Raw genomic sequence first — 13,723 nt, 5'->3', positions numbered from 1 at the left:
GGCTCACTTCACTCCGAGAAGTGTGCCCGCCAGCGGGCAAATGTGACGGGCATAAAAAAAGCCTGCTTGCGCAGGCTTTTTTATATTGGCGGAGTGGACGGGACTCGAACCCGCGACCCCCGGCGTGACAGGCCGGTATTCTAACCAACTGAACTACCACTCCAAAACTGGACTTGCAACATCAGGCACTTGCCTGGTGGGTGCTGAGGGGCTCGAACCCCCGACCTACGCCTTGTAAGGGCGCCGCTCTACCAACTGAGCTAAGCACCCGGCTGTAGTTGCCTGACGATACTGCTGCCTTCAAAACCGGTGTTTGTCTTCACACCTGAAGGGCCCGAAGTCTACAACAGATTATTTCTTTTGCCTAGCTTGCCGGCAAAAAAGACTTCAGGAAGACAGGTTGCGATGATGAAAGGCCAGATGGTCGGCAATGAAACTGGCGATGAAGTAGTAACCATGGTCATAGCCGGCATGCCGGCGCAGGATCAGTGGTTGCCCTGCATGGCGACAGGCTGCCTCGAAGACTTCCGGCAGCAACTGCTGCGCATCGAGGAATTGGTCGGCCAGGCCCTGGTCGATCAGGATGCCGTTCGGGAATGGCGATTCCAGACTTTTCGCCATCAGGGTGCTGGCATCGTGCGCGTCCCAGGTGCTCTGGTCAGTGCCCAGATACTGACCAAAGGCTTTTACGCCCCACGGACATTGCGACGGCGCAGCGATTGGTGCGAACGCTGATACCGAACGAAACACTTCCGGATGGCGCAACGCCAGCGTCAGCGCACCATGCCCGCCCATCGAATGACCGAAAATGCCAACCGCATCCGCACGGGCCGGAAACTCCCGCACGATCAAGGCCAGCAGCTCGTCGACTAGATACGACTCCATCCTGAAATGGCTGGCCCAAGGTGCTTCGGTCGCATCCAGATAAAAGCCCGCGCCATTGCCGAAGTCCCAGCTGTCGGCGACACCGGCGATGCCGGTATCACGCGGGCTGGTGTCGGGCGCGACCAGCATCATGCCGTGCTCGGCGGCATACCGCTGCGCGCCGGCTTTCATCATGAAGGTCTCTTCGGTGCAGGTCAGGCCGGCCAGAAAAAACAGCACCGGAACCGGTCCTTCTTTGGCTTGCGGCGGCTGGTACACCGAGAACTTCATCGGCAAACCTATCGTCGTCGAGGCGTGCCGGTAAAACCCCTGCACGCCGCCAAAACACGCATGTTCGCCGAGGCGTTCCATCAGTACAGCACCACCGAGCGGATCGACTCGCCGGCTTTCATCAGATCAAAACCTTCGTTGATACGTTCCAGCGGCAAGCGGTGCGTGATCAGGTCATCGATGTTGAGCTTGCCGTCCATGTACATGTCGACGATTTTCGGGACATCGGTACGGCCGCGCGCGCCGCCAAACGCCGAGCCCTTCCATTCGCGGCCGGTAACCAGCTGGAACGGACGGGTGCTGATTTCGGCACCGGCATCGGCTACACCGATGACGATTGCCTGGCCCCAGCCCTTGTGGGTGCATTCCAGCGCCTGGCGCATTACCTTGGTGTTGCCGATACATTCGAACGAGTAATCGGCACCGCCATCGGTCAGTTCGACGATGCGGTCAACCACGTTCTCGACATCTTTCGGATTGATGAAGTCGGTCATGCCGAACTTGCGGGCCATGGCTTCGCGCGCCGGGTTCAGGTCGATACCGATGATCTTGCTGGCACCGACCATTTTGGCGGCTTGAATTACATTGAGGCCAATGCCGCCGAGTCCGAACACGACCACGGTGGCACCGAATTCAACCTTGGCGGTAAAGATCACTGCGCCCACGCCGGTGGTGACGCCGCAACCGATGTAGCAGACCTTGTCGAATGGTGCATCTTCGCGGATCTTGGCCAGTGCGATTTCAGGGACCACGATGTAGTTCGAGAAGGTCGATGTACCCATGTAATGGAACAGCGGCTTGCCATCGAGCGAGAAGCGGCTGGTCGCATCCGGCATCAGGCCCTGGCCCTGGGTCGAGCGGATCGACTGGCACAGATTGGTTTTTTGCGAGAGACAGAATTTGCACTGGCGGCATTCCGGCGTGTACAGCGGAATGACGTGGTCGTCCTTGCGGATCGACTTCACATCCGGGCCGACATCGACCACGATACCGGCGCCTTCATGGCCGAGGATGGCCGGGAACAGGCCTTCCGGATCGGCACCCGACAGCGTGTAGTAATCGGTATGGCAAATGCCGGTGGCCTTCAGTTCGACCAGTACTTCACCGGCGCGCGGGCCGCCTAATTCAACCTCTTCGATGGTCAGGGGACGGCCGGCTTGCCAGGCTACTGCTGCTTTGGTTTTCATTTGGGGACTCGCTTTTTGTCTGGTCTATCATGAGTGGACACTGCTGATTTCGGGGCTATTATCAGCGCAAAATCAGATCGTCTCTTCACCGCTTTAATTTCCCGATACTTTGCCATGACCCTCCCTGTTGCAGTCACTCAGCTGTTTCCACCACTAGTTCCTTTTCGCAGCGGTCGCCTCGTAGTCGATGCGCGCCACACGCTGTACTGGGAAGAATGCGGCAATCCGGCCGGCATGCCGGTGCTGTTTTTGCATGGCGGTCCGGGCGGTGGCATCTCGCCGCAGCACCGGCGCTTTTTTGATCCGGCGTTTTATCGCATCGTGTTGTTCGACCAGCGCGGGGCCGGTCAGTCGACGCCGCTGGGCGAATACCGCGACAACACAACCGCGCTGCTGGTGGCCGATATCGAGCAATTACGGGAATCGCTCGGCATCGCGCAGTGGCTGGTGTTCGGTGGTTCATGGGGGTCGACGCTGGCGCTGGCGTATGGCCAGGCCCACCCGCAGGCTTGCCTCGGTTTCATTTTGCGCGGCATATTCCTGGGCTCGCCCGCCGAGATCGACTGGTTCATCAATGGCATCAAATGGTTTTATCCGGAGGCGCACCAGCGCTTCGCCGGATTCATCCCGGAGGATGAACGCGACGACCTGATTCATGCCTACGGCAAGCGGCTGTTTAGCGACGATCCGAACAGTTATCTGCCGGCTGCGCGCAGCTGGAATCGCTACGAAAGCAGTTGCGTGTACCTGCTGCCGCAAGACGAGCAGCCCGATTCGGATACCGTCAGCCTCGGCATCGGCCGGCTCGAAGCGCACTACATGCTCAATGCGTGTTTTCTGGCGCCCGACCAGCTACTCGATGGCATCGCGGCGATTCGTCATTTGCCGGCGGTGATCGTGCAGGGACGCCATGACGCGGTGTGCCCGCCGGTGTCGGCGCATCGCTTGCATGTAGCGTGGCCGCAAGCGCGATTGCACATCATTGCCGACGCCGGCCACGCGGCGCTCGAACCGGGCACAGCCAGCGCACTGGTGGCGGCGACCGAAGCGTTCCGCTTACGCGGACACTTCGACTGATCAGCGCGTTTTTTTCAGGTTCTTGTTGGCGTCGGCGATGATGGACGGGCAGGGCGATTCATTGTTATTGCTCGGGGCAACCATCGCCAGCAAGGCGGCAAACGGGTTGAGCAATCCCAGCCCGACCGCCGCCGCGCCACGCGCTGCCAGCGGTCCGATCGCGACACCGACTTGCGGCTCCTTGAACGTGCCTTTCACGTACAGCGGCGAGCGCAACGAAAACACCCGGAATCCCTTGGTATGCGGATGCACGTTCAGGTCCAGCCGCTCGGTGCCGAGGTTGACGGTGCCGTCGACATTGATCAGCGCATCGGCGGTGTCGAGCGCAAACACGCGCGACTCGAGCACGCCCTTTTTGACAATGAATTCGGCGGCGGCGCAATTGATCTTCACGGGCGTGTCGCCAAACAGTTTTCCGAGCACGATATTGGCGACGTTCAGACCGGCCTGCTCCAGCAAGGTGCCGCTCATGACGCCATCGTTGACCAGCATGCGCACCTCGCCATCGAGGGTCGCCGCCAGCGTCGCGGGCGTGTTGCCGGACGCTGCCAGCGCCGCATCGCCATTGACCTGGCCGAAGCTGGTCTTCATCGGTTCGAAGGTCGGGAACAGCTGCTTGAGTCGCAGGCCGCGCGCCGAAATCGTGAACTTTCCGCGCAGCGGATCGGCGCTGCCGTCGAGTGCGATCCTGCCGGTCAGCGTACCGCCGGCGACGCCGAAGGCCAGCGGATCCAGCGTCAGCACGCCGTCATTCATGATCACGTGCGCCGACACGTCATTGACCGGCAGGGCAGCACCGCGAATGATCTGCTTGCCGACAAACTTGACATCGGCATCCATGGCTTTCCAGCGGTCGGTCCGGAATGGCGTGACCGGAATCGCCCGGCCCGGCACCAGCTTGACATCGGCCGACGGCGCATCGGTTTTGCTGGCACCGACCAGCGGTGCCAGGTCGGCGAAGAGCAAGCGTTCCGAGCGCAGGTCACCGACCAGTTTCGGGCGTGCTCCTGCGGTACTGTATTCGAGCGTGCCGGCCAGGTCCGAACCACCGACCTTGCCACTGAATTTTTCGTAGCGGAACACGCTATCGGACTTGCGCAAGCGGCCGGTCAGATGACCGCTGGTCGAAAACGGCGGCGTGTCCGGCAAGGCCACGCCGGTCAGTTCGTACAGATGCGCCATGCTGTTTGATGCCAGTTGCAACTGCAGGTCGAGTGCGGCCAGATTGCCCGGATCGGTGATGGTGCCATCGATGACGATGTGGTTATCGCCGACCCGCAGATCGGTCTGCAACGGAAACGGCCGGCTGGCATCGACCAGCGACAGCACGCCGCCGAAGTGGCCGCTACCCTTGACGACCGCCTTGTTGTAGGTGCCGGCAATATCGAAGGCGAAACCGTACGCCGGGCCGGCTTGGATTGGCTTGTTTTTGTCGAGCAAGGCACCAAGCTCGACCGTGTCGCCGGCCGGTCGTATCGTGGCGACGGCGTCTATTTTCTTGAGCTTGTCGGTGAGGGCGACGGTGCCGCTGGCGAAGTTGATCCGGTCGAGCTTGATTGTCCACGCCGACGGCGACCCGGGCGGCGGTGCGAAGGTCCAGTTGACGCTGCCATCGGCGCGTCGTTCCAGGTCGACGGCCGGGTTCACCAGCGCGATCGACGGGATGGCAATTTGCCGGCGCAACAACGGCAGCAGGGCGATGTCGAACTCGATCCGGTCGAGCGATGCAAACGTCGGCTGACGCGCCCACGCGGGATTGCCGATGACCACATCGCTGGCGGTTAACCGCGGCCATGGCAGATAGTTGCGCCAGCCGGTTTCGCCGGGCGGACGATGCCAGCCCAGACCGAGGTGTCCACGGATCGCAAAGTCACGGCCGATTGCTTGCGACACCTTGTCATTGAGCCACGGACGGCTGCGGTCCCAGTCCCACGTCAGCAGCGCCGCGAGCGTCAGGGTGACCGCTACGGCGACGATGGCCAAGCCGATCAGGACGGATTTCTTCAATGTGGGCATGCAAAATTCCTGGAGGGTTGGCGCCGCTGGATGGGTCAGGGCGCGACAGCGGTCTTGCGCTTGAGCATTTCAATGCGCATTTCTTCGAATTGATGGCGTGATTCGCTGGCAATGAATGCGGTGCCGACCAGTGGCGGCACGAAGGTGTCCGGAATGGACTCGGCGTGATAGACAACACGTGTTCCGTTCCCCTCGCTGCGCAGGCGGGTGGTGCCGTCGAGTTGCTTCAGGTTGCCGGTCACCAGGTGCGTCGTGATCAGTTCGAACGGCGTTAGCGTGACCTCGCGGACAGAATCGAAGCTGAAGCTCAGCGGTCCATGTGCTGCGACGCCTTTTTGTGCCACCTGCCATTTGCCCTGTTGGCGGGACGTCACCGCGCTGTACTTCACGTTCGAAATGAAGCGCGCCATGTGATCAAAATCGGTCAGCACTTCCCACGCCAGGCGCGGCGTCACCGAGACGCTGAAATCGGCGTCGACGATGATGAGCGCACCGGATTTTTTTACCTGGACCTGAATAGGCGGCTCGTCGTCATCGATGGCGGCAACGGCGCTGCCGGTCAGCGTGAGCAACAGCACAGAGAGTACGACGCAAGAGGATTTCATCGGATGTCCTTCTGCGGTTTTTAGGTACCGCATTATTTTTCAAGTTCGCTGATGACGGCTTCGAGCATCTTGCGGATATCGGTTTGCACGATGGCGTTGCCGATCAGCGGCGGGACAAAAAAATTCGGTTCGATCGCCCCGATGTAATCGATGCGGGTACCACTGACGCCAGCTTGTTCGACCGGGCTCACCAACCAGCGCGCACTGTAGCGCGTCATGTCGCCGGAGACCAGTGCAACGTCGATCGACGTGGGTGATTTCTCGGTAATCAGCACCTGCAGATGGATCGCCCGCTGGAAAATGAAAAATCCGCTGCGCCCGTCCTGCTCCAGCAGCACCTCCGGACCGTTGCGCGACAGGATGCGCGCCCGCAGCAGGTTCGGCACAAAATCGGGCTGGCGTTCGTAATCGGTCAGGACCTGCCAGACGTGTTCCGGCGTGGTGTGCGCAAAGCCACTGGCCCGGATGTCGAAGTAGGCCTGCTTCGAGGCGTGGTTACGGGTGACGGCAATGTCGATCGAGGCGGCTGCCCTTGCCGGCAGCGCCAGCATGGTCATGGTGGCGATCAGCAGGGAACACAGGGCAGCGTTGGTCATGGCAGGCGTACCCGGTGGCGTCGGAGGGGTAACCATAGCAGACAATAGTGTTCCTGCTCGCCGTGCTGCGGCAGTCGGGCGATAATGGCCGCGACGTGGGCCGGGCAGTCGTGTTGCGTAAAAGCGGACGGAGGCCTGCCGGAACCGGGCCCGCGCAAAGTCCGCACCAGCGTCAGGATGCATGCCGTCTTCTTTTGCAACCCGCATGGCACGATGGCGCTGATAATTTTTCCCGGGATCCCCATCATGAAAAAACGATTTGCGATGTTGCTGGCTACCCTGAGTGCCGTACTCGCTGCCTGCACTCCCGGCCGGAGTCCGGCACCCCGTAGCGACACGCTAGGCCAGCCAGCCGTGCCGGTGACAGTCACTACGCTGGAGGGCTACAAGGAAGCGCTGGCGCAGCGTATCTCCAACGCCAATGCGAGTCTGGTGTACGGCGGCCAGCCCCAGGCGCACCTGCGCTCGGTAGTGGTGGTCAAGTTTTCGGTCGATGCCGGCGGCAAGCTGCTTCGTAGCGATATCATCCGCAGCAACCATGACAGTACGACCGAGGCAACCGCACTGGCCAGCTTGCGCAGCAGTGCGCCGTTTCCGCGTCCGGCGGGCTCCTTGCTCAAGCATGGCCGGCTCGAATTATCGGAGACCTGGTTATTCAATACCGACGGGCGTTTCCAGTTGCGCAGCATTGCCGCGCCACAAATGGCCGAGTAGCGGGTGCCGGAGCGTGCGCCAGCGCTTGTAAGCTTTCGCGCGCAAGACGGTAGAATCCGATTTTGCGTAGCGGGTGGCCTCCAGGAGGGCCGTTCGCCAAATGAACCAGATCAAGGAGCACCATGTCCGCCTCCCCTCGTGTTGAAAAAAATCGTCCGGCCACGCTGTATTTTTATGCGGACCGGCAGACCGCCGAGCGTGCCCTGCAAGCCGGTGAATTTCGTTTGCGCGCCAGCGGCCAGGCCGATCCCGCCCCCGGCGTCTCGCCCGCCAGCCAGATCCTGCCCTTCGGTACGGCAAGAACCATGGCAACAGCCGGCTTCCTGACCCTGAGCCTGTCAACTGCCCTGAGCGAACAGTTGAAGCGCCAGGACACCGCAGGATTGTGCTGCGTCGTTATCCGTAACACCGAAGAATTTGGCGAACGCCTGCACCGCGCGGTACACAAGGCCTTGCCGCAGTGGGCCGGGATTGATGCGGCCGTGGCCTACGGTGCGCCCAGTGCTTTGGGTACGGCGTTCACCCGGGGACGCCATCTGGCGGGACAAAAAGAATGGCTGTTTGCCTGGCGTCCGATGCAACCGGCACTGTCCCTCAATCCGATCGTGGTCCACATCGGCAGCATTGCCTCGTTTGCCGAGCTGCGCGAACCGGAACAGGGGAGCGCAGCATGAATATCATCGATGTCGATGTCGCGGTCATCGGTGCCGGCAGCGCCGGCCTGACTGCTTACCGTGCGGCTAAATCCCATGGAGTCAAGGTACTGCTGATCGAACGTGGTCCGTACGGCACGACCTGCGCCCGGGTGGGCTGCATGCCCAGCAAATTGCTGATCGCCGCTGCCGATGCGGCTTACCACGCTGCTGACGCGGCGGGTTTCGGCGTCCATGCCGGACCGGTACGCATTGACGGCACGGCGGTCATGGCGCGGGTACGCACCGAGCGCGATCGCTTTGTCGGTTTCGTGGTGGACGGGGTCGAGCACATCGACCCGATCGATCGTCTGGTCGGCAGCGCGCGTTTTCTGGGTCCGCAACAGTTGCAGGTCGACGCGCACACCATCGTCAATGCCGCGCGTATCGTGATCGCGACCGGGTCAAGTCCGCGCAGGCCGGCCGAATTGCTGGGCCTGGGTGATCGTCTGATCGACAACGAACAATTATTTGACTGGACCAGCCTGCCCGCATCGGTCGCCGTACTGGGTGCCGGCGTGGTCGGCCTCGAACTGGGACAAGCGCTGCATCGGCTCGGCGTGCGGGTAGCGCTGTTCGGACGCGGCGAGCACATCGGCCCCTTGAGTGATCCTGAAGTGCTTGGCAGTGCACTGGATTGTCTCGGCGGTGAACTCGATATGCGGCTGGGAAATCAGCGTTTCGATGCGCAGCGCGATAACGACGGCGTGCTGGTGCAATCGGCAGGCAAGGATGGCGTCGTACGTAGCGAGCATTTTTCGCTGGTGCTGGCGGCGGCGGGGCGTGCGCCGAATCTGGCCGACCTGCAGCTCGATCGCTCCGGCCTGACGCTCGACGCGCACGGCGTGCCGCTGTTTGATCGCACCACGATGCAATGCGGTAGTAGCACGATTTTTATTGCCGGCGACGTCGATGCCGAGTTGCCGCTACTGCATGAAGCGGTCGATCAGGGACGCATTGCCGGTAGCAACGCCGGTGCATTTCCCGACGTGGCAGCCGGCCTGCGCCGGACACCGCTGGGCGTCGTGTTTTGTGATCCGCAAATTGCGCTGGTCGGGCAACGCTACAGCGATCTCGTTGCGCAAAAATATGCGGTCGGCAGCGTGGCGTTTGCTGATCAGGGGCGCAGTCGCGTGATGCGACAGAACCGCGGACTGCTGCGGCTGTATGCCGAACGCGGTAGCGGCCGTTTGCTGGGTGCCGAGATGGTCGGGCCGCGTGCCGAACATCTGTCGCATCTGCTGGCCTGGGCCTGTCAGAGCCGGATGACGGTGACACAGATGCTGGATATGCCGTTCTACCATCCCGTGATCGAGGAAGGGATTCGCACGGCGCTGCGCCGCTTGCAGGACCAGCTCGACCAGGACGTCGCCGATATCGAGCATTGTGCCGATTGCACGCCGGGGATGTGATTTGTCCGTGCTCAAACCGGTACAACGGACCTCGTCCATCATCGACGGCACGAGTTAACTAAGTGAGTTAGCGTACTGTTTCGCCGGCTGTTTCGGGTTATGGTACGCACTGCCGCAGTCTGTATGCCCTACAGACAAGCCATTTTTACCTACAAGGAGTTTTACCATGCTGACCTCGCACCTCAAGACTGGCCGCACCGATATGAAAACCCTGGTCCGGGATGCCCAGGACCTGTTCCGCGAAGCCACCTCGGCAACCGGTGTCAAAGCCGACGAACTGCGCGGCAGAGGTATGGAATTGCTGGAAGCCGCTGCGACCAGGGCACACGATGTCCAGGCTGCCGCTGTCGAGACCGGCAAGGAGATCGCCACGAGCGCCGACGAATACGTACACGACAACCCATGGCGCGCTGTCGCCGTGTCTGCAACGGTCGGTTTGCTGGTTGGCTTGCTCATTGCACGCAAGTAAGCCGTTCTTTGCACCACATGGACAATAAATCTTCCGGCACCAGCGCTCCGACTTCCGGCCTGATGATCGGCCTGGCGGGCATGGCACGGAATTTTTTCGCGCTGCTGGTCAACCGGATCGAGCTGGCCTCGATCGAAATGGCCGAAGTGCGGGCAAACCTGTTCAAGCTGATTCTGGTCGCTGCTGCGGGTGTCGTCGCAGCTTGCTTCGCGCTGGCGTTCTGGACCGGCTTGCTGGTTTTTCTGAGCTGGGACGCGCTGGGGTGGAAAATCCTGTTGATCGTTGCCGCCGGCTTCACTGCCATCGCCGTCGGCATCCTGCTGTATCTGCGATCCATGCTCAAGCAAGGCAGGCTGTCGATGCCCGCCACGCTGGCCGAGCTGCGCAATGACCGCGATGCATTGCTGTAACTATTGGAGCCCGGATGAACGATGAATCGCCTACTTCTGCCGCCGTACTCACGCTGGCCCGGCGCAAGGAAAAACTGATCCGCGAGGGGGCCAACTTTCGGGTTGGCATGCGCAGTTCGATCGAGCTGGTTGGCAACAACCTCCAGACCGACACGCTGGCGCGCAGCATCATCAGCCAGTTGACGGGTACGGCTTACTCGGCGCTGGGGAGCCTGCTGCGCGTCAAGGGAGCGAACCTGCAAACCCTGGTTCCCATCGTCGTGAGCGGCGTATCGTTCGCACTGAAAGCGCGTTTGCTGCGGCCCCTGTTGCGCACAACAGCGGTGGTGGGTGCCGTGGGTGCAGGGGCGTATTTTCTGTTTCGGCGCGACGGGCGTGCGGCGAAGGACGAGAGCGTGTAATGCCCGTAGCAAACAAAAAAAAGCCGACATGACGTCGGCTTTTTTTATCGCGAGATCGCTTATTTAGCTGCGGCAATCATGTAATCCACTGCCGCCTTGACTTCGTCATCGCTGGCTGTAGAACCGCCCTTGGCAGGCATGACACCGGCTTTACCCTGGTAGCCCTTGATCGCATGTTCATGCAAGACCGCCGGACCCTGCTTGATACGCTCAGCCCAGGCTAGCTTGTCACCGAATTTTGGTGCGCCAGCGATGCCTGCTGTGTGGCAAGCCATGCACGCGCTGTCGTAGAGCTTCTTGCCGGCATCGGCGGACAGCTTTGCCGGTTCTGCCGCGGCTGCCGCGGCAACAGGTGCTGCAGCAGGTGCCGCCATGGCAGCGGGTGCCGGGGCAGCAGGTGCAGCAGCTGGCGCAGCGGATGCCGCTGGTGCTTCAGGTTCCTTGAACGTAGCGCCAGCCTTGTTCGCCATGTAGGCCACGGCACGCGCCACTTCAATATTGTCGAGGTCCGGGTTGCCGCCTTTGGCAGGCATTCCGCGGATACCATTGACGGCATGCGATACCAGTGTGTCGTAGCCCTGAGCAATCCGGGCGGACCAGGCAGCGGTATCGCCGGTTTTGGGTGAGCCAGCGACGCCAGCAGCGTGACAGGCCATACAAGCAGCGTTGTAGACGGCTTCGCCGCTTTGCAGCACCTTGACAGCGTTGACGTCCTTGAAGGTAAAGCCCTCATCGGCAACCGGCTTGATCCGTGCCGAGATCGCCTGCGGCGTCAATGCGTTGGAACCGTCACCAACTTTGTCAGCGTTGGAAACATATTGCACAAGAAGGACAATTCCAATAATCGGCACGATAAAACCGGCCACTACGGCGGCAATCAGTTGTTTCGGAGTTTTGATACCGCTTGAATGGTCGTCGTGTGAATCGCTCATGTTTCCCTCAGTGCAAATTTCGAAACCGGTGGACGGCCTGGCGCAAGGCGTGCAGCGCTAGACACCGCAAAGGGGTGGATTATAGATGAGTTGGTTTGCGTTTGGAACGTAGAAACGCTCCTATCCATGGACGGACGCTGCGAAAAACGGTATCCTTCGATCCTCTTGACGGTTCCCCGTATGCGGCTGTAGCTCAGTGGATAGAGTATTGGCCTCCGAAGCCAAGGGTCGCTGGTCCGATTCCAGCCAGCCGCACCAGAAACATCAAGGTCAATAGAGGGTTACACGCTTCGGCTGGTAGCCCTTTTTTGTTGGGCGCAACGGATGTCGCAGCGTGCTTTTATGCTGTCACGAGGTCAGGACAAGCGCCGGACAAGCGCCGGACAAGCACCGGACAAGCACCGGACGGCCCCGGCGATCTGCTGCGCTGCCTCCTCCTGCAGTTTTCTCCAAATTGTGGCAAAGTTGCCACTTGGAAATCATCAAGAAAACGGGTCTGTCTGCGCGGTCCCCCAGGACACCTTCGAATGAAAATGCAAAAAAAATCCGACCTGCCTACCAAGATCTGCGTTAGTTGCGGCTTGCCATTTACCTGGCGCAAGAAGTGGGAGCGCGTTTGGGACGACGTCAAATATTGCTCCGAACGCTGCCGCCGCGACAAAGGGGGCAAGCCGTGAGCACCGTGATCTACTGGTTTCGTAGCGACTTGCGCTTGCTGGATAACTTATCTTTTTTGCTGGCTTGCGGGGAAAGCAGCCACATCGTGCCGGTGTTTTGCCACGATCCGTCGGACCGGGCGCTGACGCATTGGGGCTTCGAGCGGGTCGGCGTGCATCGACGCGCTTTTCTGGCGGCGACACTGGCAGACCTGGCCGGGCAACTGGCTGCCCGGGGCAGTGAACTGATCGAGCTTGCCGGCCGGCCTCAGGATGTATTGCCGGCGCTGGCCCGCAGCATCGGTGCGACCCGCATCGTGAGCGAGGCGATCGCCGCGCCCGACGAGCAGGATGCCGTGCAGGCCTTGCGCACAGCCGGCCTGAATATCGACATGGTCTGGCAATCGAGTTTGCTTGAGCCGGATGCGCTGCCGTTTTCCACGCGGCGCTTGCCGGAGATGTTCACGCTGTTTCGTACCGCGGTTGAAAAAGCCGACGTGGCGCCGGTCGCGCCGGAGGCGTATCCGGCACTGATTCCGCCGTTGCCGGCATTGCCGTCGCCGTTGCCGCATCGCTGGCAAGACACGCCGCACCCGCTGCCCGCTGCGGATGTGCGCTCGTCTTTTCCGTACCAGTCCGTATTTTGTGCAGGCGGCACCAGCGCGGGCCTCGCACATCTGCACCAGTATCTGGATCGCAAACTTGCGCACACGTACAAGGACACCCGCAACGGGTTGACGGGTCTCGACTACTCCAGCAAGTTCTCGCCCTGGCTGGCCACGGGTGCCTTGTCGGCGCGCACCATTAACGCCGCGATCGAACAGTTCGAGGATGAATTTGGTGCCAATGACAGCACTTACTGGCTCTGGTTCGAATTGCTATGGCGCGACTATTTCCGGTTTCTGCACCTGAAATACGGCCGCAAGCTTTACCGCCATCATGGCCTCGCCGATGCCGGGATGGCCAGACCGGTGCATGACGCCGCACAATTTGCGCGCTGGACTCATGGCCTGACAGGCGAGCCCATCGTCGACGCTGGCATGCACGAACTCGCCGCCACCGGCTACCTGTCAAACCGGCTGCGCCAGATCGTCGCCAGTTACCTGATCCACGACCTGGGCGGTGACTGGCGTGCCGGAGCGGCGTGGTTCGAGTCGCAACTGGTGGATTACGACGTCTACAGTAACCAGGGCAACTGGCTGTATCTGGCCGGGCGCGGCACCGACCCGCGCGGCGGGCGGCGTTTCAATCCACAAAAGCAAGCCAGGGATTACGATGCCGACGGTGCCTATCGGGCATTGTGGAAAACCGCCTGATCGGGATAGATCCCGGTGAGCGGGTGCGGGTGCATATTTTGCTTATGACAAGGCACCGTCATTGACGCACCCGCCCGGTGCGCTG

General features: G+C 61.2%; 15 protein-coding genes and 3 tRNA genes. 10 read left to right on the top strand and 8 right to left on the bottom strand.

Annotated elements, in window-relative coordinates:
• Positions 1-86: 86 nt before the first annotated feature.
• The 4 genes from RHM62_RS01515 to RHM62_RS01500 form a co-directional block, all read right to left on the bottom strand.
• Positions 87-163, bottom strand: a tRNA-Asp gene (locus tag RHM62_RS01515).
• A 31-nt stretch (positions 164-194) separates the two neighbouring features.
• Positions 195-270, bottom strand: a tRNA-Val gene (locus RHM62_RS01510).
• A 117-nt stretch (positions 271-387) separates the two neighbouring features.
• Positions 388-1,236 (bottom strand): S-formylglutathione hydrolase, encoded by an 849-nt coding sequence (gene fghA / locus RHM62_RS01505; protein WP_416172282.1) that lies wholly within the window; start codon positions 1,234-1,236, stop codon positions 388-390.
• Positions 1,236-2,342 carry an S-(hydroxymethyl)glutathione dehydrogenase/class III alcohol dehydrogenase gene (locus RHM62_RS01500; protein ID WP_009666906.1) on the bottom strand — a complete coding sequence of 369 codons (1,107 nt, stop codon included), beginning with the start codon at positions 2,340-2,342 and terminating at the stop codon, positions 1,236-1,238. The genes fghA and RHM62_RS01500 overlap by 1 nt, the downstream gene beginning before the upstream one ends.
• Positions 2,343-2,456: 114 nt before the next feature.
• Between RHM62_RS01500 and pip the strand changes: the two genes are divergently transcribed.
• Entirely contained in the window at positions 2,457-3,419 is a 963-nt protein-coding gene (gene pip / locus RHM62_RS01495) for a prolyl aminopeptidase (RefSeq protein ID WP_322123827.1), read from the top strand.
• Here the strand turns inward: pip and RHM62_RS01490 are convergent, their stop codons facing one another.
• The 3 genes from RHM62_RS01490 to RHM62_RS01480 are packed head-to-tail and all read right to left on the bottom strand — an operon-like array spanning position 3,420 to position 6,636.
• Complete coding sequence (locus tag RHM62_RS01490; RefSeq protein WP_322123826.1) at positions 3,420-5,435, bottom strand: AsmA family protein; 2,016 nt, start codon at positions 5,433-5,435, stop codon at positions 3,420-3,422. It abuts the gene before it with no gap.
• Positions 5,436-5,470: 35 nt separating this feature from the next.
• Positions 5,471-6,040, bottom strand: coding sequence for an SRPBCC family protein (locus RHM62_RS01485; RefSeq protein WP_322123825.1), 570 nt, complete (start codon positions 6,038-6,040; stop codon positions 5,471-5,473).
• A 32-nt stretch (positions 6,041-6,072) separates the two neighbouring features.
• Positions 6,073-6,636, bottom strand: coding sequence for an SRPBCC family protein (locus tag RHM62_RS01480; protein WP_322123824.1), 564 nt, complete (start codon positions 6,634-6,636; stop codon positions 6,073-6,075).
• Positions 6,637-6,882: 246 nt separating this feature from the next.
• Between RHM62_RS01480 and RHM62_RS01475 the strand changes: the two genes are divergently transcribed.
• From RHM62_RS01475 to RHM62_RS01450, 6 genes are all read left to right on the top strand, one after another.
• Positions 6,883-7,350 carry a hypothetical protein gene (locus RHM62_RS01475; RefSeq protein WP_322123823.1) on the top strand — a complete coding sequence of 156 codons (468 nt, stop codon included), beginning with the start codon at positions 6,883-6,885 and terminating at the stop codon, positions 7,348-7,350.
• Positions 7,351-7,472: 122 nt separating this feature from the next.
• On the top strand, positions 7,473-8,024 hold the full coding sequence (locus RHM62_RS01470; RefSeq protein WP_322123822.1) for a hypothetical protein: 552 nt from the start codon (positions 7,473-7,475) through the stop codon (positions 8,022-8,024).
• A complete protein-coding gene (locus RHM62_RS01465) occupies positions 8,021-9,454 on the top strand; it encodes a dihydrolipoyl dehydrogenase (RefSeq protein WP_322123821.1) in 1,434 nt (477 codons plus the stop codon). The genes RHM62_RS01470 and RHM62_RS01465 overlap by 4 nt, the downstream gene beginning before the upstream one ends.
• Positions 9,455-9,620: 166 nt before the next feature.
• Positions 9,621-9,923: a DUF883 family protein gene (locus tag RHM62_RS01460; protein ID WP_322123820.1), complete on the top strand. Its 303-nt coding sequence runs from the start codon at positions 9,621-9,623 to the stop codon at positions 9,921-9,923.
• Between the two features lie 17 nt (positions 9,924-9,940).
• Entirely contained in the window at positions 9,941-10,333 is a 393-nt protein-coding gene (locus RHM62_RS01455) for a phage holin family protein (RefSeq protein WP_322123819.1), read from the top strand.
• Positions 10,334-10,347: 14 nt separating this feature from the next.
• Positions 10,348-10,734, top strand: coding sequence for a hypothetical protein (locus tag RHM62_RS01450; protein ID WP_322123818.1), 387 nt, complete (start codon positions 10,348-10,350; stop codon positions 10,732-10,734).
• Between the two features lie 59 nt (positions 10,735-10,793).
• On the opposite strand, the gene RHM62_RS01445 is transcribed toward RHM62_RS01450, so the two are convergent.
• On the bottom strand, positions 10,794-11,666 hold the full coding sequence (locus RHM62_RS01445) for a c-type cytochrome (RefSeq protein ID WP_322123817.1): 873 nt from the start codon (positions 11,664-11,666) through the stop codon (positions 10,794-10,796).
• A gap of 182 nt (positions 11,667-11,848) precedes the next feature.
• Between RHM62_RS01445 and RHM62_RS01440 the strand changes: the two genes are divergently transcribed.
• The 3 genes from RHM62_RS01440 to RHM62_RS01435 all read left to right on the top strand — a co-directional run bounded on the left by RHM62_RS01440 (position 11,849) and on the right by RHM62_RS01435 (position 13,638).
• Positions 11,849-11,924, top strand: a tRNA-Arg gene (locus RHM62_RS01440).
• A gap of 269 nt (positions 11,925-12,193) precedes the next feature.
• Positions 12,194-12,343, top strand: coding sequence for a DUF2256 domain-containing protein (locus tag RHM62_RS19005; protein WP_323581632.1), 150 nt, complete (start codon positions 12,194-12,196; stop codon positions 12,341-12,343).
• Positions 12,340-13,638 carry a DASH family cryptochrome gene (locus RHM62_RS01435; RefSeq protein ID WP_322125287.1) on the top strand — a complete coding sequence of 433 codons (1,299 nt, stop codon included), beginning with the start codon at positions 12,340-12,342 and terminating at the stop codon, positions 13,636-13,638. Before RHM62_RS19005 ends, RHM62_RS01435 begins: the two co-directional genes overlap by 4 nt.
• The last annotated feature ends 85 nt before the right edge of the window (positions 13,639-13,723 follow it).

The sequence above is a fragment of the Actimicrobium sp. CCC2.4 genome, assembly GCF_034347385.1.
In the GTDB taxonomy this organism is placed as follows: domain Bacteria; phylum Pseudomonadota; class Gammaproteobacteria; order Burkholderiales; family Burkholderiaceae_D; genus Actimicrobium.
Note: the sequence above shows the minus strand (reverse complement) of the source record. Positions and strands in the feature narration are given on the sequence as shown.